Origin of the sequence: Olsenella sp. kh2p3 (genome assembly GCA_900119625.1) — a bacterium.
Lineage (GTDB): Bacteria > Actinomycetota > Coriobacteriia > Coriobacteriales > Atopobiaceae > Tractidigestivibacter.
In genome coordinates, this window is sequence record FPKD01000004.1 from 74,137 (window position 1) to 93,594 (window position 19,458).

General features: G+C 62.0%; 22 protein-coding genes and 1 pseudogene. 9 read left to right on the top strand and 14 right to left on the bottom strand.

What is annotated here, in order from left to right:
- Position 1: 1 nt before the first annotated feature.
- The 3 genes and pseudogenes from BT122_RS06230 to BT122_RS06240 form a co-directional block, all read right to left on the bottom strand.
- Positions 2 to 634 (bottom strand): flavodoxin, encoded by a 633-nt coding sequence (locus BT122_RS06230; RefSeq protein ID WP_072355113.1) that lies wholly within the window; start codon positions 632 to 634, stop codon positions 2 to 4.
- 41 nt (positions 635 to 675) lie between these two features.
- Positions 676 to 822 (bottom strand): annotated as a pseudogene (locus tag BT122_RS11325) (DapH/DapD/GlmU-related protein); the annotation flags it as partial.
- A 460-nt stretch (positions 823 to 1,282) separates the two neighbouring features.
- Positions 1,283 to 2,260: an alpha/beta hydrolase gene (locus tag BT122_RS06240; protein WP_072355115.1), complete on the bottom strand. Its 978-nt coding sequence runs from the start codon at positions 2,258 to 2,260 to the stop codon at positions 1,283 to 1,285.
- Between the two features lie 297 nt (positions 2,261 to 2,557).
- Between BT122_RS06240 and BT122_RS06245 the strand changes: the two genes are divergently transcribed.
- On the top strand, positions 2,558 to 3,973 hold the full coding sequence (locus tag BT122_RS06245; RefSeq protein WP_072355116.1) for an ATP-binding protein: 1,416 nt from the start codon (positions 2,558 to 2,560) through the stop codon (positions 3,971 to 3,973).
- Between the two features lie 105 nt (positions 3,974 to 4,078).
- Positions 4,079 to 4,522: a ribose 5-phosphate isomerase B gene (rpiB, locus tag BT122_RS06250; protein WP_072355117.1), complete on the top strand. Its 444-nt coding sequence runs from the start codon at positions 4,079 to 4,081 to the stop codon at positions 4,520 to 4,522.
- A gap of 84 nt (positions 4,523 to 4,606) precedes the next feature.
- Here the strand turns inward: rpiB and BT122_RS06255 are convergent, their stop codons facing one another.
- Entirely contained in the window at positions 4,607 to 5,110 is a 504-nt protein-coding gene (locus BT122_RS06255) for a DUF2798 domain-containing protein (protein WP_072355118.1), read from the bottom strand.
- Positions 5,111 to 5,433: 323 nt separating this feature from the next.
- Between BT122_RS06255 and BT122_RS06260 the strand changes: the two genes are divergently transcribed.
- The 3 genes from BT122_RS06260 (at position 5,434) to BT122_RS06270 (ending at position 7,204) form a co-directional block, all read left to right on the top strand.
- The gene (locus BT122_RS06260) at positions 5,434 to 6,264 is read left to right on the top strand and encodes a fructosamine kinase family protein (RefSeq protein WP_083432354.1); all 831 of its coding nucleotides are present in this window, start codon (positions 5,434 to 5,436) and stop codon (positions 6,262 to 6,264) included.
- Positions 6,265 to 6,393: 129 nt separating this feature from the next.
- Positions 6,394 to 6,897: an arsenate-mycothiol transferase ArsC gene (locus BT122_RS06265; protein WP_072355120.1), complete on the top strand. Its 504-nt coding sequence runs from the start codon at positions 6,394 to 6,396 to the stop codon at positions 6,895 to 6,897.
- Positions 6,884 to 7,204: an ArsR/SmtB family transcription factor gene (locus BT122_RS06270; protein ID WP_072355121.1), complete on the top strand. Its 321-nt coding sequence runs from the start codon at positions 6,884 to 6,886 to the stop codon at positions 7,202 to 7,204. Before BT122_RS06265 ends, BT122_RS06270 begins: the two co-directional genes overlap by 14 nt.
- A gap of 18 nt (positions 7,205 to 7,222) precedes the next feature.
- Here BT122_RS06270 and BT122_RS06275 read toward each other — a convergent pair whose 3' ends face one another.
- The 5 genes from BT122_RS06275 to BT122_RS06290 form a co-directional block, all read right to left on the bottom strand.
- A complete protein-coding gene (locus BT122_RS06275) occupies positions 7,223 to 7,870 on the bottom strand; it encodes a DedA family protein (protein WP_072355122.1) in 648 nt (215 codons plus the stop codon).
- Positions 7,871 to 8,028: 158 nt separating this feature from the next.
- The gene (locus BT122_RS06280) at positions 8,029 to 8,751 is read right to left on the bottom strand and encodes a winged helix-turn-helix domain-containing protein (protein WP_072355123.1); all 723 of its coding nucleotides are present in this window, start codon (positions 8,749 to 8,751) and stop codon (positions 8,029 to 8,031) included.
- Positions 8,748 to 10,034: a sensor histidine kinase gene (locus tag BT122_RS06285; RefSeq protein WP_072355124.1), complete on the bottom strand. Its 1,287-nt coding sequence runs from the start codon at positions 10,032 to 10,034 to the stop codon at positions 8,748 to 8,750. The genes BT122_RS06280 and BT122_RS06285 overlap by 4 nt, the downstream gene beginning before the upstream one ends.
- 36 nt (positions 10,035 to 10,070) lie before the next feature.
- On the bottom strand, positions 10,071 to 10,238 hold the full coding sequence (locus BT122_RS10970) for a hypothetical protein (protein ID WP_177242203.1): 168 nt from the start codon (positions 10,236 to 10,238) through the stop codon (positions 10,071 to 10,073).
- A 46-nt stretch (positions 10,239 to 10,284) separates the two neighbouring features.
- Positions 10,285 to 10,644 carry a winged helix-turn-helix transcriptional regulator gene (locus BT122_RS06290; RefSeq protein ID WP_072355125.1) on the bottom strand — a complete coding sequence of 120 codons (360 nt, stop codon included), beginning with the start codon at positions 10,642 to 10,644 and terminating at the stop codon, positions 10,285 to 10,287.
- A gap of 142 nt (positions 10,645 to 10,786) precedes the next feature.
- Here BT122_RS06290 and BT122_RS06295 point away from each other — a divergent pair, with 142 nt between their 5' ends.
- Both BT122_RS06295 and BT122_RS06300 read left to right on the top strand, forming a co-directional pair.
- On the top strand, positions 10,787 to 11,434 hold the full coding sequence (locus BT122_RS06295; protein WP_072355126.1) for an NAD(P)-dependent oxidoreductase: 648 nt from the start codon (positions 10,787 to 10,789) through the stop codon (positions 11,432 to 11,434).
- 276 nt (positions 11,435 to 11,710) lie between these two features.
- Positions 11,711 to 12,244 (top strand): flavin reductase family protein, encoded by a 534-nt coding sequence (locus tag BT122_RS06300; RefSeq protein ID WP_072355127.1) that lies wholly within the window; start codon positions 11,711 to 11,713, stop codon positions 12,242 to 12,244.
- Positions 12,245 to 12,358: 114 nt separating this feature from the next.
- Here BT122_RS06300 and BT122_RS06305 read toward each other — a convergent pair whose 3' ends face one another.
- The 3 genes from BT122_RS06305 to BT122_RS06315 all read right to left on the bottom strand — a co-directional run bounded on the left by BT122_RS06305 (position 12,359) and on the right by BT122_RS06315 (position 14,624).
- A complete protein-coding gene (locus tag BT122_RS06305; RefSeq protein ID WP_032111229.1) occupies positions 12,359 to 12,658 on the bottom strand; it encodes a YhbY family RNA-binding protein in 300 nt (99 codons plus the stop codon).
- Between the two features lie 382 nt (positions 12,659 to 13,040).
- The gene (locus BT122_RS06310; RefSeq protein WP_072355128.1) at positions 13,041 to 13,472 is read right to left on the bottom strand and encodes a MerR family transcriptional regulator; all 432 of its coding nucleotides are present in this window, start codon (positions 13,470 to 13,472) and stop codon (positions 13,041 to 13,043) included.
- A gap of 114 nt (positions 13,473 to 13,586) precedes the next feature.
- On the bottom strand, positions 13,587 to 14,624 hold the full coding sequence (locus BT122_RS06315) for a DUF8462 domain-containing protein (protein WP_072355129.1): 1,038 nt from the start codon (positions 14,622 to 14,624) through the stop codon (positions 13,587 to 13,589).
- Positions 14,625 to 15,113: 489 nt separating this feature from the next.
- On the opposite strand from BT122_RS06315, the gene map reads away from it, so the two are divergent.
- Positions 15,114 to 15,998, top strand: a complete 885-nt coding sequence (map, locus tag BT122_RS06320) for a type I methionyl aminopeptidase (protein WP_072355130.1) — start codon at positions 15,114 to 15,116, stop codon at positions 15,996 to 15,998.
- 183 nt (positions 15,999 to 16,181) lie between these two features.
- Here map and BT122_RS06325 read toward each other — a convergent pair whose 3' ends face one another.
- A complete protein-coding gene (locus tag BT122_RS06325) occupies positions 16,182 to 16,925 on the bottom strand; it encodes a carboxymuconolactone decarboxylase family protein (RefSeq protein WP_072355131.1) in 744 nt (247 codons plus the stop codon).
- A gap of 113 nt (positions 16,926 to 17,038) precedes the next feature.
- Between BT122_RS06325 and BT122_RS06330 the strand changes: the two genes are divergently transcribed.
- Entirely contained in the window at positions 17,039 to 17,947 is a 909-nt protein-coding gene (locus tag BT122_RS06330; protein WP_072355132.1) for a LysR family transcriptional regulator, read from the top strand.
- Between the two features lie 224 nt (positions 17,948 to 18,171).
- On the opposite strand, the gene BT122_RS06335 is transcribed toward BT122_RS06330, so the two are convergent.
- Positions 18,172 to 19,446, bottom strand: coding sequence for an ISL3 family transposase (locus BT122_RS06335; RefSeq protein WP_072355133.1), 1,275 nt, complete (start codon positions 19,444 to 19,446; stop codon positions 18,172 to 18,174).
- Positions 19,447 to 19,458 lie beyond the last annotated feature (12 nt).

Here is a 19,458-nt window from a genome sequence, read left to right on the forward strand (position 1 = left end):
GCTACCTGTTCTTCTCGACAAAATCCTTGATGTCGTCGTCGCTGGCGGAAACGTCGATGCGACCGCCGTCCTTCCAGGTGCCTCCGTTTGCCAGGCTCTGCAGGTTCTTTGCGCTGCTTCCGATGGGGCTGCTCGACGAGGTGACAAAGGGGACAACCGTTGCGCTGCTCAGGTCGATGCTCTCCACGAAGGTGCTCATGATGCGGGGCGCGTCTCCCCACCAGATGGGGTAACCCAGGTACACGGTGGTGTAGGGAGAGAGGTCGATGCCGTCGCCGCCCAACGCGGGCCTGGCAGAGGGGTCATTCATCTCTTGCGTTGTTCGGCTGTTCTGGTCGTTGTAGTTGAGGTCTGCGGTTGTGTAGGGCTCCGCTGGCGTGATTTCGTAGATGTCGGAGCCTGTGGTCGCCGCGATCTTCTCGGCAATGCTCTTGGTATTTCCGGTGGCCGAGAAGTACACCACAATGGATTTCCCGGCAGGGGTGATGGAGGCGTCGGTTTCTGTTGAAGTCTGTTGAGAGCTAGCATTCGATGAACCCGTAGAGGGGCTCTGGCTCGAGCAACCCGCCAGGGCAAATGCGGTCAGACTGGCGCCTGCCAGCGCAAGGAATGACCTGCGGTCGATTTGTCTCATAGTGCAATTTCCTTCTCTCTACGTGCGGTCTAGAGCCGCCTGATTTCTCGTGCGGGGACGCCTGCGACGAGCGTTCGTGCTGGAACGTCCTTCGTGACAACGGCTCCTGCGCCCACCACGGCGCCGTCTCCGATGTTCACCCCGGGCAGGACCGTCACATTTGCTCCAAGCCAGGCATCTGCGCCAATGTGCACCGGGGAGGGAGTGACGTTGCCGCGCCGCGAAGGGTCCATGTTGTGGTTGAGCGTGGCAATGACGCAGTTGTGGCCAATGAGCGCCCGTTCGCCAATGTAGATGCCGCCCTGGTCCTGGAAGCGGCAGCCCGAGTTGATGAAGACTCCCTCGCCAAGGTGCGTGTTGAGGCCACAGTCCGTGGTGAAGGGTGGGAAGAGCCCAACTCCTTTGGGAAGCGGCCTTCCAAACAGGGTCTCCAGCTGGGCGAGCGTGTCCGACATACTGTTGAACTGGGCGTTCATGCGAGACGTGATGCGCATGGCTCGCTCTGAGGCGGTCACCATAATCCGATGGATTTTCGAGCCTGCGACCACCTCCTTGCCGGTGTCCATGGCGGCGAGAAGCCCTTCGATTTGCTCGGGTGTGAGTTCTCCCTCGTCCTCGTACATGTATGGTCCTCTCGACAGGCACTTCTTATCGAAGGTTGTTGTCGAAGAACGCCTCGAGCTTGTCGAAGGGAATGGCGTTGCGGTTGTCGTAGAGGTCCACATGGTTGGCGCCCGGAATGATCATGAGCTCCTTGTTGTCACCCCTGAGCTGCGCAAACGCGCCCTCGCTAAAGTAGCGCGAGTGGGCCTTCTCGCCATGAACGAGAAGGACGGGGCTGTCTATCTCGCCTGCCATTGCCAGGAGCGGCTGGTTCATGAACGACATGGTGCCTGTGGCGTTCCAGCCATCGGTGGAGTTGCCCGAGCGGTCGTGGAAGCCGCGCGACGTCTTGTAGTAGTCGTGGTAGTCGCGCACGAACTGCGGCGCATCATCGGGCAGCGGGTCCACCACCCCGCCGGCGCGCGTGTACTCGCCGGCCTTGTAGTCGGCCGTGCGCTGGGCGGCCCAGGTGCGGCGCTGCTCGTCGCGGGCCTCCTTGTTGTCGCTGGAGCCAAAGTAGCCCTCGCGGGTCACGCGCGACATGTCGTACATGGTCATGGCCGCCGTCGCCTTGATGCGCGGGTCGAGCGCGGCTGCGTTGATTGCCATACCGCCAAAGCCGCAGATTCCAATGATGCCAATGCGCTCCGGATCTACGTCGTCGCGGCAGCTTAGATAGTCCATCGCAGCGCAGAAGTCCTCGGTGTTGATGTCGGGGGAGGCCACGCGGCGGGGCTGGCCGCCACTCTCGCCGGTGAATGACGGGTCAAAGGCAATGGCGAGAAACCCGCGGGTTGCCATCTCCTGGGCATACAGGCCGCTGGCCTGCTCTTTCACGGCGCCAAAGGGGCCACTTACCGCGATGGCGGGAAGCTTGCCCTGCGCGCCCTTGGGCTTGTAGAGGTCTGCTGCGAGGGTGATGCCGTAGCGGTTCACGAACGTTACCTTCTCGTGGTCAACGCGTGTGTCCTGCGGGAACGTCTTGTCCCAATCCTGCGTAAGCTCGAGCTTCTCGGTTTGCATCGTGGTGGCTCCTCTGGTTGTCTGCTGACGGTCACGCTGTTATATGAACCTTAGAATCTAAACCTGACTTTAGGTCAAGGTAGAATTGCAACACCCGCCTGACGCACGCCTTTTGCACACATTTGCATGGGGGATTTTTGGGAGTTGTTCCTTAGGTTCATGGGTCGGGGAGGATGCAATTAGCTAAGATACTTTTTAGTAAGTTACTCTGTAGTATCTTAGATAGAACTCGTACTCTTTCCATCGGTACGGTGGGACCTGGCAACCAGGCTAGTCTCGCCAACAGCGGAGGCGTCCATGGAACGGTTTGTCGGAAGAAAGAGAGAACTGTCCGCGCTCGAGCAGCATTTCAATACGGGACGGTTCGAGATGGTTGTCGTATACGGAAGGCGTCGACTCGGGAAGACCATGCTCCTTACGGAGTTTGCGAAGGATAAGCGCTGTCTCTTCTTTACCGCTCAAGAGAAGTCTGACGCTATCAATCTGTCGGAGTTCTCAAGCGCAATAGCATCGTCCTTCTCGATGCCAATAGCGCCTTTTGCCTCTTGGGGAGATGCACTTGCCTTTGTTGGCAGCCGTGCTGTTGGGAATGAGGCCCCGTTGTTACTTGTGTTTGACGAGTTCCCCTATGCGGCGAAGGCAAATCCCGGACTGCCTTCAATTCTGCAGTCAACGATTGACCATAAGCTCTTGCAAACCAATATGACGCTGGTGCTTTGCGGCTCTAATCAGGGCTTCATGGAGAGCGAGGTGCTTGGACAAAAGAGTCCGCTCTACGGGCGGCGCACGGCGCAGATTGAGCTAAAGCCATTCGATTGCTTCGACGCAAGGCTCATGCTTCCAAATACAAGCCCCCAGGAGGCAATTGAGTATTACGTCACATTTGGCGGCACTCCCTACTATCTTGCGCAGATACGTCCAGGGGAGTCTTATGGGCAGAACGTAGCAAGGCTGTTCTTTGATCCCTATGGCCTGCTTTTCGAGGAACCCCAGATGTTGCTTCGACAGGAGCTTAACGAGACGACCCTCTACACCTCGGTCTTGGATGCTGTTGCGTCCGGCGCAACAAAGCCTCGCGAGATAGCGGATAGGTCTGGGGTGGCACAACCCTCTGTGGGCAAGTATCTGCAGACGCTTGAAGGACTTGGGATAATCGAGCGCCGGGTTCCATTTGGAGAGAACCCCAGCCGGTCTAGGAAAGGGGCCTATCGCCTGAGAGATCCATTTTTTGCATTTTGGTATCGGTTTGTGAGCCCCTATACCGGAGCAGTGGAGACTGGCTCTGGAGAGGCGACTGCTGCTCAGGTTGTTGCGGGCCAAGCACTTGACACATATGTGGGGGATCGTTTTGAGGACGTGTGCCTGCAGTGGGTCGAGCGCCAGAACGCTGCGGGCAATCTGGGGTTCATTGCGACAACGTTTGGCAAGTGGTGGGGAACCGACCCTGTTGCGCGCGAGAGGGCGGACGTGGACGTTGTGGCAGCAGATGCGAGCTGTTCGAATCTGCTGGTTGGCGAGTGTAAGTGGAGAAACGAATTCGACGAGACAGAGGCATTGCGGCTTCTCGCCCAGCGCTCCGATGTCTTTGCAGGCGCGGCCGCAAGGACGTATGTGCTGTTCTCGAAGTATAAGGTGTCAGAGGGGACGGTTGCTAAGGCTCGCGGACAGGAAAAACTGTGGCTGGTTGATGCGGCGCAGATGCTCGAGTCGTGACGCCATGCCATGAGGGCGCATTGCTCGGGCGCGAGGTCGTACCATGAGGTGTCGCCTGCGTTGGCGCTTCCGCCGACCGGGCCATCCACGAGGGAAGGATAAGAAATGATTGCTTTGGGTTGTGATCACGGCGGCTATGAGCTTCTCCAGGAGGTCAAGGCGCACCTGGACAAGCGTGGCCTGGAGTACAAGGACTTTGGCACCTACAGCACCGATTCCGTCGACTATCCGGACTACGCCTCCAAGGTGGCCCGCGCGGTCCAGAGTGGCGAGTGCGAGCGCGGCATCATCATCTGCGGCACGGGCATCGGCGTCTCGATTGTTGCCAACAAGTTCAAGGGTATCCGCGCCGCGCTGTGCGGCGATTGCTTCTCTGCCGAGGCAACGCGCCAGCACAACGATGCCAACATCCTTACGATGGGCGCTCGCGTGACCGGCCCCGGCCTTGCGCTGAAGATCGTGGACACGTTCCTCGACACGCCGTTCAGCGGTGACGAGCGCCACGTGCGTCGTATCGCGAAGATTTCCCAGATCGAGAACGAGCAGTAGCCGGTGAGAATGGCGCCGTCGGCATTGGGTCGGCGGCGCCATTGCGGTGCTATAGGAGTTTGCATTGGGACCCCGTGATCGAGCCTATCGCGCAACCTGCTCTGCGGCGTTGTCTGCGATATCGCGCTTCTCGCCGAACAGAGCACCAAAGACCCCGCGGACAACGGGACCAGCAACAAAGAACTGCCAGAAGAACGCCATGGGAAGGTTGAGGACGGTAGTCTGGATCCACGTTGCAAGGATGTCGACGTTGGCGGGGCGCTTGATGATGAGCGTTGCGGCAAGGCTCATGAGCGGGCACATCAGCTGGACGCTCAGCGCAGAGATGGCAGCGACCATCGCAAAGGGGGTCTGGGGGTGAGGCCCAACCACCTTGACCGCGCGACGCGACACAATGGGGGAGACAACAAGCATATCGATAAGGAATGCGATCGGTCCCATAAATGCAAGCTCGGGCAGGGCCTCGAGAAAGACGAAGTTGGATAGGCTGCCGACCTCGAGCGTGATGTTGTAGCAAATCATCCCATACACCATGACGAGGACCATCATGATGGTGAAAATGGCTGTTTGGACGCGGTTTTTCGGCATGTAGACCTCCCGGGTTGATGCAGTGTTGTTCGTTATCACCGGGAGGGTGTGCGTTTCCAAGAGTACCTGCAATGGATATGTGCCAATGACCGTAACATGCCGGGCGCCAGCAATTTCGATGCGATATCGGGATGCGGACAAACTTTTCACAGACAGCCGAAAAGCGTGGGATTTCCCTTAAGGAGCAATTCTCCGCAAGCATTATCGGCTTGGTGGTGCTGATGCGTGTCTCGCAATGGGTGCTATTGGTGATGCAATCTACCTGGTCAGCGGCTATACTCGCCGATGGATTCCTTTGAAGTGATGCCTGTGCTTGGGGTGGCATGATGTCCGAGACCTTCGAGAAGAGAGATGACAACCCACGGGCTGACCTTACGGGTGAGGCCTCCGGGCTGCGCTGGCTTGGAGAGGCCGAGAAACACGGCGGCCTTGTCTGCTCACGCGTTGTGCGGGCGGACGCCCATTCTCTACTCGAGGAGCGCATCGCCGAGGGGGCGCCAACGCGCGAGAAGGCCCGTCTCGCCGGTGCCGCGCTCGCGCGCACGCACGCTGCCGGCGCGTCGTGGTATGGCTGCCCGCCCCCTGGCTGGAGTGGCACTGGCTACGTGATTGGCCGCTCGCTCACGCCAGTGGTGCCTGACGAGCCGGCTGATAGCCAGGGATGGGGTGCTGCGTGCGCCGAGTGGCGCGTGATGCCCCATGTGCGTTCCATTCGCGATGACGGTCTGGTGGATGACTCGGAGGTACGCCTTCTCACCCATGTGGCAGACCGCATGGCAGCTGGCGACTTCGATTCCCCGGAGCCGGAGCTTGTTCGCAGCCAGGGCCACTTCTGCTCGCGCATTCACGGCGACCTCTGGGCCGGCAACCTCCTGTGGGCTGCCGATGGCTCCCGCGCCGCGGCTACCGGCGCCGCGCTTATCGACCCCATGGCTTCGGGTGGCCACGCCGAGACCGACCTCGCCATGCTCCAGCTCTTTGGCTGCGCGTACCTGGACGATCTTCTTGCCGGCTACAACGAGGTGTCGCCGCTGGCAGATGGCTGGCGTGAGCGCGTGGGCATCCACCAGCTGGTGCCGGTGCTCTTGCACTGCGTGCTCTTTGGCGAGAGCTACGTGGGGCTTGCGCTCTCCATTGCCCGGCGCTATGCGTAGGGTGCTGCGCCGCGGGAGCACGCAACACAATCGGCGTGCGAATCTGTATCATCCTGCGCCCGCCACACATTCGTGAACGAATGTGTGGCAACGGCGATAGGGGTATGGTTGCGGCAAGGGGGGAGGCATATGACGAGAGAACCAAGCGCAACGACGACCGACGCGACTGCCGAGCCAGTTGCTATAGCCCGCCCAGTTGTCGCCTTTGTCTGTACGCACAACGCCTGCCGAAGCCAGATGGCCCAGGCTCTGGCGGAACGAATGATGCCCGGCGAGGCCACGTTCCTCTCGGCGGGAACTGACCCAGCTTCCCATGTCGATGCAGGTGCCCTGGAGGAGCTCTCGCGCCGAGGGATTCCGCCAGAGATTATCGTGACGCTGCGCCCCAAGTACCTCTCCGAGCTGCCTACGCGCGTGGACTGGCTGGTAACTATGGGCTGCGGAGTCGCCTGCCCCATGCTTCCGTGTGCTCACCGTGAAGACTGGGGTCTGAAAGATCCCACGGGCGGACCAAAGGAGCACTACGCAGCATGCGCCGAGGACATTTTGCTCCGCCTTGTCGACCTTCGTGTGAGAATGGGGATCGATAAAACCGGACACGTGCACAAAGGGGATACGGATGAGCGAGATTGATGCCGAGGTGTTCAAGGCCCCGGCAGACGAGAATCGCCTTGCCATTGTCCGCATGGTGGGCTCGTGCGGAGAGGCGTGTGCGTGCGACCTGCTCGCGGACCTTAACATCTCGCAGCCCACGCTCTCCCACCATATGAAGGTGCTCTGCAGCTGCGGCATAGTGCGCTGCCGGCGAGAGGGCCGTTGGTGCCACTACTCGATAGACCCACAGGTGGCGGCCGGACTCGCGAACTTCTTTTCGGGATTCACGTTAGCCGACGCCAAGCTGGGCGACTGCTCATGCAATGGTTACAAGGCCAGCGCGTAGCCACCTGGCCTTCTCGCTCTACTCGGCGCCCTCGGAGCGCACCGCGTTCTTGATGGCGGGAATCGCGCGCTTGGCAGCCCAGATTGCCGCTACAACAACAATGATTGCAATCACCACGAGGGTCATCACGTCGATGGTCTGCGTGGCACCCGCCGAGGCACTCTCCCACGCAGAGCCAGCGACATAGCCCAGCGTGCAGAGGACGGTGTTCCAGGCCAGCGAGCCAAGGAACGTGTATGCCGAGAAGCGCAGCACACCCATGCCCGAGATGCCGGCGGGAATGGAGATGAGGCTGCGCACAACGGGGATGCAGCGGCAAACCAGGACGCTGACCTGCCCGTGCTTCTTGAACCAGCCGATGGCGCTGGAGACGTCGTTGGGCTCGAAGCCCAGCATGCGCAGGGGCTTGGTGCCCATCAGACGTTCAAGGCGCTCCTGGCTAAGGACGCGACCAACGCCATAGAGGACGTAGGCGCCCAACAGTGACCCGATGGTTGCCGCGAGGACTGCCGCGGGAAGCCAGAGCGATCCGATGCTCGACATAAAGCCCGCAGCGGGGAGGATGGCCTCGCTGGGGATGGGCGGAAAGACGTTCTCGAGAAAGATCAGCGCGGCAAGCGCCAGGTAACCGTACTGGGCGACAAAGGAAAGGACAAAGGACTCCATGGCACACTCCCTAGCATGGGCGCCACCGCGGCGCCGTGTTGGCTTCTTGACGGTGGGACATGCTAAGGGGGCGCGCTAAACGCTCTGGTACGCAAAGATAAACGCTAGCTAAACATGGTGGAGGCAGCTGACGCAGCGCTATGGGCCGTCCGTCAGCGCTAGCTGCCAGCTTCCGAGCGCAGGATGTAGCCCGCGCCGCGCACGGTCTGGATGAGCGCCGGGTGCGCCGGGTCGTGCTCGAGCTTCTCGCGTAGCCTGTTCACGTGGACCGTGACCGTGGCGCCGTCGCCCACGGCGTCCTCGCCCCACACGCGCTCGTAGAGGGCCTGCCGGCTAAAGACAGTGTCGGGGCGCTGGGCCAAGAACAGCAGCAGCTCGTACTTACGGTTGGTGAGCGTGACCTCGCTGTCCGCCACGCTCACGGTGTGCGAGGCGGGACAGATGCGCACGTCACCAAAAACAAGGTCGTCTGCCTGGGGTTCGTTTGTCTCGGCGGCCGCTGTGGCGGCACTGCTCGCACGCTCGACGGAAGCGAGGCACGCCTTCACGCGGGCCACGAGCACGCTTGGCGAGAAGGGCTTGGTCACATAGTCGTTGGCGCCAATGCCTAGGCCACGGATTACGTCGATGTCCTCGCCACGCGCGGTCACCATGATGACGGGGATGCCGGAGCGCTCGCGGATGGACCGGCAAATGGAAAGCCTGTCCTCGCCCGGCAGCATGAGGTCAAGAATGACCAGGTCAAAGCCACCTCCCAGCGCAAGCGAGAGGCCCTTGCGACCATCATGTGCAAGGGCTGTGTCAAAGCCGCTTGCCTCAAGGTAGTCGCGTTCAAGCTCGGCGATGTCCTCGTCGTCCTCGACAATCAAGATCTTGCTCATGCGGATGCCTCCCCCGTGCTGTTCTCGGCGGCGGCCTGTTCGGCGACGCGCAGCGTGAGGATCACGCGCAGCCCGTGCGGCTCGACGTTCTCTGCCGTAGCCTCACCGCCCATCGCGTGCATGGCGCGCCGTACGATGGCAAGGCCAAGTCCGCTGCCCCCAGATGTTGCGGTGCGCGACGGATCGGTACGGTAGAAGACCTCGAAGATGCGTTCCAGCGACTCCGCGGGCACGCCGGGCCCGTTGTCGGCGATGGCAACCTCAACGTGTCTGCCGTCCGGCGCGACGCTCGCGCGAACCGTAATCGCGCTGCCGGGTGCATGCCTCGTGGCGTTGAGCAGCACGTTTGTCACCGCCTGGCGCAGGAGTCTCTCGTCGGCAAGCGCCGTTGCAGGCGTAAGTTCCACCTGGGCAAGCGTGTTACCCGTGCGCTCGAGCTCTGGCGCGAGGTTGTCCAGCACGTTTTGCAGGAACGTGTCCACGCGCACGGGTCGTTCCTCGTGCGGGAAGTCGCCCAGGTCGAGCTTGGAGAACATGAACAGCTCGGACACCAGGCCGTCCATCTCCTCGGCCTTGGAGGCGATGCGCGTGGCGTAGCGCTCGCGCATCTGGGGCGTGGTAGCAATGCCGTCGCGCAGCCCCTCGGCGTAGCCGCGGATGGAGGTGAGCGGGGAGCGCAGGTCGTGCGAGATGCACGCGATGAGCTCCTGGCGGTTGCGCTGGTCGCGCTGCTGGCGCTCCTCTGACGCCTGTAGCTGGGCCGTCATGCGGTCGAACGAGTCCGCGATGGGGCGAAACTCGTCGTCGCGATCGTAGCGTATGCGGTAGGAGAGGTTGCCGGCAGAGAGCTGCTGCACCCCCTCCTCGAGGTGCCCCAGCGACCACTCGATGCGGTCGAACACGTAGCGGTGGCAGAAGCGATTCACCAGGTAGACCGAGAGGGCAGCGGTGAGCGCCAGGATGAAGGCGCTGGCCACGGCCATCTGCTTGATGGTGCCGTCTGCAACCTCGGTGAGCGAGCCAAAGACGGCAACCTGGTAGCTTATCGCGCCGTCCTCGGCCGCCTCAGCCTTTAGGAACATGGTCCGCTCGCCGGAGCGCATTGTGACGGGGCTCTCGCCCGTGGCGCTGGCAGCGAGGGCAAACGAGAGATCCGTATCCGTGACGCCGCTGGTGGAGAAGACAGCGCCCCCATCCTCAATAACGGCGAGGTCAAGACCTTGCCCTTGGAGGATGGAGGCGACGCCGTCGTACGAGACGGACGCAGGCGCAGCGTTGTCCACGGTCTTCTCGACCAGCTCGGCCGCCGTGGTGCCCGCCTAGTAGAAGTCGCTTTCGCTGTCGAGCCCCAGACCCTTGCCGCTGGCCGTGTTGAGCATCACGGCGAGGCACGCCACGCCCACAAGGGCGGTCACGAGGACTGGTACCACGACCATGATCACATTGGAGACAAGGAGCCGGTGGCGTATGGTCTGCCTCGACGTCATTGCAGCGCGTACCTCTCGTCGTGGTTATCAGGGGGCCTGCGTGGAACTACTCTACCATCGGCGTGCCGTCCGACAGGTGGCGCTTGTATTCGGTGCCCCAGTCTCGCATTGAGTCAAGAACGGGCTGGAGGCTCTTGCCCAGCGGTGTGAGCGAGTACTCCACGCGCGGCGGCACCTCGGCAAACACCTCGCGATGCACGAGGCCCGCCTCTTCCATGGCGCGCAGCTGGCTGGTGAGCACCTTCTGCGAGATGTGCCCCACCGAGCGCCGCAGCTCTCCAAAGCGCTTGGTCCCCTCCATGAGGTCGCGCAGGATGAGGACCTCCCATTTGTTGCCAATGAGCGTGAGCGTGGTCTCCACCGGGCATGCCGGTAGCTTGCTGAGAAGTTCTTCGTTTTGCGACATGGCTGGTAGCCTCCAATAGTTACCTTTAGGTACTTACAGCACTTTATTGTGCTTACTTCCCAATATGCACCTCTCTCCGTAAGGTTGCAAGTGTCAGGAGGGCGATGGCACTGCGCCAACGCCAGTGAAGAAAGGAATCACCATGAGCCAGAACAACACCAAGAAGATTGCCGTCGTCGCCGCAAACGGTCGCGTGGGTAGCCTCGTCGTGGCGGAGGCGGTTCGCCGCGGTTTTGACGTCACCGCCATCGCTCGAAGTGATAACCATTCCCAGGCGCAGCACTTCCTTCAGGGGGATGCGCTGACGCTTACTCGCGAGCAGCTCGAGGGTTTTGACGTTGTGGTTGACGCCGTGGGTGGTTGGACTAAGGAGACCCTGCACCTTGTTCCCGATGCTGTCGAGCACCTGGCAGATGTTCTCGCCGGTACTGAGGTGCGTCTGGTGGTTGTTGGCGGTGCGGGCTCCCTCTTTGTGAACCCCGAGCACACCATGACTCTGGCGCAGACGCCAGACTTCCCCGACGCCTTCAAGGGCGTGGCCTCTGAGGCGCAGCGCTCCCTCGACTTCCTGCGTACCTGCGACGACGTGCGCTGGACGTACGTCTCGCCAGCGGCGGACTTCCAGGCCGAGGGTGAGCGCACCGGCGAGTACACCCTCGCGGGCGAGGAGCTTACGCCCAACGAGAAGGGCGAGTCTGTTATCTCGTACGCCGATTACGCCATCGCGATGGTCGACGAGGTCGAGTCCGGGAATCACATCCGCGAGCGCATCTCGGTTGTAAGCAAGTAGGTACGGTGACGCTGATAGGCGCTTCTCGTACGTGCTAGCTGCAAGAATCGCCCTTCCGGCGAGAAAACGGCGCCGGAAGGGCGGTTTTGTACGCACTCGCTGCCAAAGCACGCCTTCGGGCGTCCGATTGACGCCCGGAGCCCCATCTCGTACGGAATAGCTGCGATAACGTGCCCTCCGTTTTCCGACACGCGTCGCCGGCGCCTGGGTACAACCCTGACAGTTCGGGCTGTCCCAGGCGCCTTGGCGTGGGACCTTCAGAAGTGGAGCGATTGCATGGGCGAGAAGATCGACGTGCTCGAGCACGCGGGCGAGATTCTACCGGCCGTCAACAAGGGTGTGCTGCTTACCAGCGCGGCAAGCGGAAAGGCCAACACCATGACCATCTCGTGGGGAATGCTGGGCGTGGAGTGGGCGCGTCCGGTGTTCGTGACCTTTGTGCGCGAGGGTCGCTTTACCCGCACGCTGTTGGACGAGACGGGCGAGTTCACCATTGGCATTCCAGGGAAGGGGTTCGACCGCAAGATCTTGGGCCGCGCGGGTAGCGTCACCGGCCGCGATATCGATAAGATTGCCGAGCTGGGGCTGCACACGGTGAAGTCCCAGGTTGTTTCTGTGCCAGCAATCGCTGAGGCCGCCATCACCCTTGAGTGCCGCGTGGTGTACCGTCAGCCCCAGGACCGCAACGCCCTGCCGGCAGGCATCCTTGACCGTTTCTATCCGCAGGACGTGCCCGGCACCGACTGTGACGCCAACCACGACATGCACATTGCCTACTACGGCGAGGTTGTTGCTGCGTACAGGATGTAGCAACGAGAAGACCGTCGCATATGCGACGCAATAGTTGTCGCATATGCGACGAAAGGTCGTCGCGCTTTGTCGCATTCCTTCGTTGGGGCCGTACCCAGAGCGCAGAGCCGGGCTCTACACCAGCTGGATGTGCTCGATGTCCTCGCGCTGAGACGTGCGGTAGAGCACGAACTTGTGGCCGATTACCTGGACGACCTCGGCGTGCGTGGGGCGCGCGAGTGCAATGGCAGCCTCGCGGGTGTCCATGCCCGAGGTGCCCTGGACCGAGCACTTGACGAGCTCGTTTGCCTCGAGCGCCGAGTCGGTCTGGCGCACGACGGCGTCCGTGATGCCGGCCTTGCCAACGCCGATGGTCGCCTCGAGTCGGTTGGCCATGCTGCGGAGCTGGCGAATCTGACGGCCGGTGAGTTCCATGGTTCCTCCTGTGTGGAAGCGCGGGGCTTCGAGTGCGCAGCTTTGGGGCGCGCTTCTCGCTGGTAATAACGCTATGGCAGGTTACCACGCGCGGGCGCCGCAACGCTGCGGCACCAGCGTTTCCCCTTGAAGCGTGCACGTTGTAGCGTGGCGGCAGGGCCGAGGGGGCAATGGCAGCAGGTGTTCTTCTCGGCGTATCGTAAGACGCGGATTTCGAACGGTTAACCTGGTCTAAATGGCGAAACTACGCGCCTTTCTGACGGCTCCGCGCATCCCGAACGGTTAACCCGGCTTAAACGTTCGGAATTTTCCTAACCGGCGAGAATCCGCGGAACTGCGGTCGCCACTGGGCGTCTCGCCGCTAGGCAGTCTTGACAGTCCCTTAGTGCGCAGCGTCCCACAGGCGGCGACCATCCTCGGGGAGCCCCTCAGGGAGGTTGGCCGCAAAGTCTTCGTTGCCCTGCTCGCACGCCTTGCCGTAGTACCAGCACTTCCAGCTGAGCATTGCGCGCGTGCGCTCTAGCTCGGCGATCTTCTCGTCCACCTCGCGCCTCTGCTTGCGGAAGAGCTCCAGCCGGTCGGCGTACGTGCTGGGCCCCTCCTGGCACCAGTCCATGAACTTCTTGATGTTGCGAATCTCCAGCCCGGAGCGCTTGAGACACTCGATCACGCGCAGCGCTTCCAGCTGTTCCTCGTCGAAGCGGCGGGTACCCGACGTGCGCGCCAGCCCAGGGAGGAGTCCCATCTTGTCGTAGTAGCGCAGCGTCGATACAGGCAGGTCGAACATCTGCGACACCTGGCCTATGGTGTACATGCGGTGCCTCCCGAGATAGATGTGAACCTAAAGTCAGGTCAATATATTACATCGGAGCAGTACTACATATTCGTTGGCGCCTTCTCAGCGTCTAAAGGCGTTCTTCATTACTGCTTAACGCGGCTGGTCAAGGACGAACTCGTTGAACAGCGGCAACGTGAAGCTGAGGTATCCATGCGTACTGCCGTCGACAATGCCCTTTCGAATGAGTCGGTCGCGATAAGGGCTGAACTGATTCGACGCCATATCAAGCGATGCTCGAATGCCCTGAATTCTGCCATCGGTCGAGTTTGCAATGGCGCGAGAAACCTCGCGATCTCGCTCCGAAAGCTCCGACCATATCTTCTCGTAAGAATATTCGTCCAGGTACTGGCGATAGTCATCGACTACGTCACGCCAGCTTCCGTCTGCGTTCCAGGTGAGATAGCCAAGAACCTGAAACGCGAACGAATATCCCATGGTGAGGGCCGCCATCCTCCGTGCTTCATCTCGGGTGATTTCAAAGGTCCGCTCATAGTTGGTTGCAATTGCGCCTGCGTTGAGCGGCGCCAGCTCTATCTTTGGCGCACGATACAAAAAGGTAAGGTTGTTCGCATTCTGCAGGTCGCTGATGTTCTCGTATAGACCGGTTGCCAGTAGGAACACGGGAAGGTCCTGACGGACAAATATCTGGAACGAACTGGCAAATTCCTGCATTGCCTGTGTGCGAGAGACCTCGTCGATTGCTATGAGTACCCGTTTGTTGTCCCTGGCAAGGCTTTGGAGCATCTTTGCGAGGGCAGTCTCAATGTCTGTGATGGGGGCAGAGCCGCTTACCTCGAGCCCAAATCCAAAGAACGATAGATTAATCTTTGCCCTCTGAAATACCCTTGCAAGAGCGTCTTGGCTTGCAAGCTTTGCAGCCAGGGATGTGAGCATGTCGCGATTGGGGTTAAGCTCAACCACAATCCATCCGTCGACCTGCTCAATTTCCCTCTCGACCTCGGTGAGAAAAACGGTCTTGCCTATACCACGGACGCCTGTGACAACGTAAATCTGTTGGGAAGGACTGGGATCTGTGAAGTCCTCCACGACTAGCCTGCGCTGAGAAACTCGGTCTATGAGCTGCGATGGCGCCTTGCCAAAGAGCAGGGAGTAGGGGTTTCTCGTCATCTTAGAATCCTCTATAGTTGCCGAATCTACTTATAGTTCTTTATAGTCCTTAGGGAAATTATAGTTCTTTATAGTTCAGCCGATAGAGACGGATAGCAGTATTGTCACTGCTCGTCTGTCACTGCTCGTTGGTTCGGCTATCCCTGAGATTCCTTGTTGCCCACATTCGAAAATGTCCGCATTTTAGTAGCACGCGAGAAAAGCCAACCGGGAATTACAGGCATCTGAATGTCAAATTGTACAAATTTTGGCCAAGGGTAGGCCTTGCACTGAGTCGCACGCGAGGGCCTGCCGTACGCCGCTGGGACCTGTCGCACGCTGCTGGGAGCCCGTCGCACGCCGCCGGGGCGCGCATGCGCCGAGCGCACACCGCGCACGGGCCCCTCGCCTGTGATTAGATTCGTCTAACTTGCAATCCCGGCGTCGGCAGGCGCCCTGCGAGGGTATCGTTGAAACGGTAGCCAAGCTCGACCCGATGGGAGAATCGCCATGTTTGACAAGCTGCCCGTTCCCGGGCGCAACGACCCCTGCTGGTGCGGGAGCGGTCGCAAGTACAAGAAGTGCCACGGCCCTGCGGACGAGCGCATGGAGCGCCTGTACCTTGACGGCGAGGAGGTCCTGCCCCGCTCGCTCCTCAAGACCGCCGCAGACATCGAGGGTATCAAGGCGTCGGCCGCCGTCAACATGGGCGTCCTCGACTACGTTGGCGAGCACATCGCCGCGGGCGTCTCGACCATGGACATCAACCGCTGGGTCGAGGAGTACCTCTCGGCACACGACGCGGTCTCGGCCGACCTCAACTTCGAGGGCTACCCCTACAGCGTGTGTACCTCGATCAACGACGTCATCTGCCACGGCTTCCCCAACGAGAAGGACGTCCTTCAGGATGGCGACATCATCAACGTTGACATGTCCACCATAAAGGGCGGGTACTTCTCTGACTCCAGCCGCATGTACTGCATCGGCGAGGTTTCGGACGAGCGCCGGCGTCTGGTTGAGACATGCAAAAAGTCCGTTGAGGCGGGCCTTGCAGCCGTTCGTCCCTGGGGGCACCTGGGCGACGTGGGCGCCGCGGTGAACGAGCTGTGCCGCGAGGCCGGTTACACCGTGGTCGAGGAGTACGGCGGCCATGGTATTGGTCGCGAGTTCCACGAGGACCCGTTCGTGAGCTTTGTCTCCGAGCGCGGTACCGGCCCCATCCTGGTGCCTGGCATGTGCTTCACCATAGAGCCCATGGTCAACGCAGGCGCGCCCGACATCACGACCGACAAGGCCAACGGCTGGATCGTGCGCACGGCAGACGGCTCGGATTCCGCCCAGTGGGAGGTCCAGTTGGTGGTCACCGATGATGGGTACGAGCTGCTGTCTTGGTAGCGAGACAAGCTGCCCGGCGGTTGCCGCCGGAAGCAAAGTCTCCGGAAGCCCCCTTTTGGCGAGAATTGCATCCAACTTGGCCCCTCCGGCGACAAATCGTCTCCGGAGGGGCTATTTTTGCGGGTTTTGCTGAGGAAAGCGTGCTTCCGGCGACTTGCGTGAGCGAACGGATGCCGCCTGCGCCTATGCCAGTTGCGCGTACTCCTCGTCTGTGACGGGCTCAAGCCACTCGGCGCTGGCACCCTCGGCGGGCACGGCAAGCGCGATGTGCTGGAACCAAGAGTCGTGCGCGGCGCCGTGCCAGTGCTTGACCTCGGGTGGAATGCTCACTACGTCACCGGGGTGCAGCTCCTGCGCCGGCTTGCCCCACTCCTGGTACCAGCCGCGACCAGCTACGCAGATGAGCACCTGGCCACCCTTGTGGTGCACGTGCCAGTTGTTGCGGCAGCCCGGCTCGAAGGTCACGTTGGCTGCCCCCAGCTGTGGATCGCCAAGCGGCGCGAGCCAGCTGCGCCCAATGAAGTACTGCGCGTAGGCGTCGTTGGGCTCGCCCATGGGGAAGATCTCCGAGAGCCCCTGTGGCGCATCGACGCTGTTGGCGCCGACCTGCTCGTCGTCGCCCCAGACCTCCTTGATCATGCGGAAAACGGCCCAGCCCTTGGGCCAGCCACAGTACATGGCCGCGTGCGTCACCACGGCCACAATCTCGTCTCGACTCACACCGTGAGCCTTGGCGTTCTGAAGGTGATACGTAAGCGAGGAGTCGATCACCCCAGACGCCATGAGCGTTGTCACGGTCACGATGCACTTAGTCTTGATGTCGATGGCCTCCTGGTCCCACACCTCCCCAAACAGCACGTCGTCGTTGAGGTGCGCAAAGAGTGGGGCGATGGTGCCCAGCTGGTCTCTGCCTGCGGTCTGCTTCATGGTGCCCTCCTTAGTTTTTCTACCAATGATGCAGCCGCACAGGCGAGAAGTACAATGCCGCTATGGGTTCTTGCCATGCACAAAGTGCATTGCTGGGAGAGGGGTGCGTCCGTATGAACACCGACCAGGTACGCCACTTTGTTGCCGTTGCCCGCACAGGTTCGGTGACGGCCGCCGCGCGCGAGCAGCACATCTCCCAGCCGGCGCTCAGCCGCTCCGTCCAGCATCTTGAGGAGGATCTTGGCGTGGCGCTCTTTGACCGCGGCAAGAACTCGCTTGCGCTCAACCGCGTGGGACGCGAGCTGCTGCCGCACGCCGAGGAGCTTCTCGCCGCCGAGAGGCGCATGCGCCAGGCGTCTCTCGACGCATCGCGGCGCGAGCGTGTGCTGCGTGTGGGGACCATCGCGCCGGCGCCGCTGTGGTACCTCACGTCGCTCATCGTGGAGCGCATGCCCGGTGCGCTCGTGAGCTCCGAGATGGTGGGCGACGAGGCGGACGTTGAGCGCGCCCTCTTCGACTCCCTTATCGACCTGGCCATTTGCACACGAGAAGCACCGAGCATGCGCAGCGTGCTTCTCATGCGCGAGAGCCTGTACCTCTCGGCGCCAAAGGACCACCTGCTGGCACAGCGTGAGAGCGTGAGCTTTGAGGACCTCGATGGCGAGACGTTCCTGCTCTTTGGCGGTATCGGCTTCTGGGGCGACATGCACCGTCGCACCACCCCGCACGCGCACGTGGTGGTGCAGGAGGACCTCGAAGTCTGGCGCCAGCTTATGCGCACCACGCGCATGCTGGGCTTCTCGTCCGATGCGCCCGTGCTCGTGCGTCCGGACGTCGTCGGCGCCGGCGCGAGTGACGATGGCCAGGTCGAGCGGGTCTTTGTTCCCATCCGTGATTCGGAGGCACATACCACCTTCTACCTGTGCGTACGCGAGGACGCCTATGCGGATGGCGGCCTGGTGCGCTCGGTGATTGACCTGGTCGAGGGCCTGGGCGAGGGTGTGCCGGGTGTACGGGCCTAGGGCGACGGGCCTTATCGTCGGCCTTATCGTCGCCCCTCTCGCCACGTGTTGATTTTGTCGCGCCGCGTCGCGTGCGTGCTATGGTCTTCCTTGCGTGTAGCGCAAAGCCGTCGCGAGCTGGATGCCCCACAATGCCATCCTCCGCGGCGAAAAGGTGTAGTCAGCAAAGCGTGCGGTTGCCCTCGGTGGGCGGCCGCACGCCTTTTTTTGGCTCTTCGCTGTTTCTAGTGGGTAGCGGATGAGACGGCCAGCTGGGCCGAGAAGTCCAGGCGGCCGAGCCTGAGGAATATCATCGTCTTGAAGTACTCCACGTTCCTGAACCCCCTCGCCGCCCTCTTGATCGACTGGATGACGGAATTGAGCCCCTCGAGGATGGCGTTGGTGGCGTTCCTGGAGAACCAGTTCAGGATGCCCTCCCGCTCCTTCCTGACCGTCCCCGCCACCACCTTCATCTCGGGGACGTTGGAATGCATGATCCAGGAGACGACGCGGTCCAGCTCCCTGCCGGCGGACTCCCTGTCCGGGCGGGCATAGACGGCCCTCATCGCCTCGGACATGGCGCATGCCCTTGCCGTCAGCAGGTGCTCGCCCATGAGGGAGGCCTTCCTCGCGGCCTGGCGCTCCGTGAGGTTCTCCGGCCGCTTCAGCCAGCAGTACTTCGTGCCCCTGAGCAGGCGCCTCTTCTCCTCGGACGACCTCGCCTCCCGGCAGCGGACCCTGTCGGTGGCCCTCGAGAAGAGCTGCGACACATGGAATCGGTCGACGGTCTGGATTGCCTCCGGGAAGGCATCGGCGGCCCCCAGGGCATAGGCCTCCGACATGTCGCGCGTGACCTCCCGGATGGCGAGCCTGCTGCCGCCGTGGGCCTCCAGCTCTCCGGCGAGCCTTTCCGGCGCGCCCCTGTCCCTGCCCTCCGTGACGCCTATGGCCCTCTGCCCGTCGAGGTCCACCATGACCGAGATGTAGCTCTGCCCGCGCCTGCAGGCGGTGTCGTCGATCCCCACCCTCGCGACGCCGGAGTAGTCGGCGGCCTCCCTGGCCTCGGCGACCGCGCGCCTCAGCATCCGCCACACGGCCCCGTCCGGCATGCGCAGCGCCGAGGCTATCTGGACCGCCGTCAGCCCGGAGAGGGCCATGGCAAGGACCTGGGCCTCGAAGAGGGCCGTGAAGTGCGAGTTCGGCCTCACCTCCCAGGGCATGCGCACGGTGCGGACGCCGTGCTCCGGGCAGTCCGCCCTGGGCACGGCGCAGTGCACGATGGTCTCGTACTGCCAGATGTCGAGGTGGCGCCAGGTGCGCTCCCGCGTGTCGTAGACGCCGCACCTCCGCCCGCACTCGGGGCACTCCACCGCCCGGCCCCTCACGTGCGCCACGCGGATGTGGAGCTCGCTGGGAGCATCCCCCTTCTCCTCGAACCAGACGTCCGAGACCTCCCATTCCGCCCCGAGCCCCATCGACCTCTCGAAGAGCTGCGCCAGCATCCCGGCCCGTGCTTCCATCGCCGCCTCCCA

Coding starts and splice junctions, on each gene's coding strand:
- BT122_RS06230 (WP_072355113.1), bottom strand. CDS start 634: ATGAGACAAATCGACCGCAGGTCATTCCTTGCGCTGGCAGGCGCCAGT.
- BT122_RS06240 (WP_072355115.1), bottom strand. CDS start 2,260: ATGCAAACCGAGAAGCTCGAGCTTACGCAGGATTGGGACAAGACGTTC.
- BT122_RS06245 (WP_072355116.1), top strand. CDS start 2,558: ATGGAACGGTTTGTCGGAAGAAAGAGAGAACTGTCCGCGCTCGAGCAG.
- rpiB (WP_072355117.1), top strand. CDS start 4,079: ATGATTGCTTTGGGTTGTGATCACGGCGGCTATGAGCTTCTCCAGGAG.
- BT122_RS06255 (WP_072355118.1), bottom strand. CDS start 5,110: ATGCCGAAAAACCGCGTCCAAACAGCCATTTTCACCATCATGATGGTC.
- BT122_RS06260 (WP_083432354.1), top strand. CDS start 5,434: ATGATGTCCGAGACCTTCGAGAAGAGAGATGACAACCCACGGGCTGAC.
- BT122_RS06265 (WP_072355120.1), top strand. CDS start 6,394: ATGACGAGAGAACCAAGCGCAACGACGACCGACGCGACTGCCGAGCCA.
- BT122_RS06270 (WP_072355121.1), top strand. CDS start 6,884: ATGAGCGAGATTGATGCCGAGGTGTTCAAGGCCCCGGCAGACGAGAAT.
- BT122_RS06275 (WP_072355122.1), bottom strand. CDS start 7,870: ATGGAGTCCTTTGTCCTTTCCTTTGTCGCCCAGTACGGTTACCTGGCG.
- BT122_RS06280 (WP_072355123.1), bottom strand. CDS start 8,751: ATGAGCAAGATCTTGATTGTCGAGGACGACGAGGACATCGCCGAGCTT.
- BT122_RS10970 (WP_177242203.1), bottom strand. CDS start 10,238: ATGACGTCGAGGCAGACCATACGCCACCGGCTCCTTGTCTCCAATGTG.
- BT122_RS06290 (WP_072355125.1), bottom strand. CDS start 10,644: ATGTCGCAAAACGAAGAACTTCTCAGCAAGCTACCGGCATGCCCGGTG.
- BT122_RS06295 (WP_072355126.1), top strand. CDS start 10,787: ATGAGCCAGAACAACACCAAGAAGATTGCCGTCGTCGCCGCAAACGGT.
- BT122_RS06300 (WP_072355127.1), top strand. CDS start 11,711: ATGGGCGAGAAGATCGACGTGCTCGAGCACGCGGGCGAGATTCTACCG.
- BT122_RS06305 (WP_032111229.1), bottom strand. CDS start 12,658: ATGGAACTCACCGGCCGTCAGATTCGCCAGCTCCGCAGCATGGCCAAC.
- BT122_RS06310 (WP_072355128.1), bottom strand. CDS start 13,472: ATGTACACCATAGGCCAGGTGTCGCAGATGTTCGACCTGCCTGTATCG.
- BT122_RS06315 (WP_072355129.1), bottom strand. CDS start 14,624: ATGACGAGAAACCCCTACTCCCTGCTCTTTGGCAAGGCGCCATCGCAG.
- map (WP_072355130.1), top strand. CDS start 15,114: ATGTTTGACAAGCTGCCCGTTCCCGGGCGCAACGACCCCTGCTGGTGC.
- BT122_RS06325 (WP_072355131.1), bottom strand. CDS start 16,925: ATGAAGCAGACCGCAGGCAGAGACCAGCTGGGCACCATCGCCCCACTC.
- BT122_RS06330 (WP_072355132.1), top strand. CDS start 17,039: ATGAACACCGACCAGGTACGCCACTTTGTTGCCGTTGCCCGCACAGGT.
- BT122_RS06335 (WP_072355133.1), bottom strand. CDS start 19,446: ATGGAAGCACGGGCCGGGATGCTGGCGCAGCTCTTCGAGAGGTCGATG.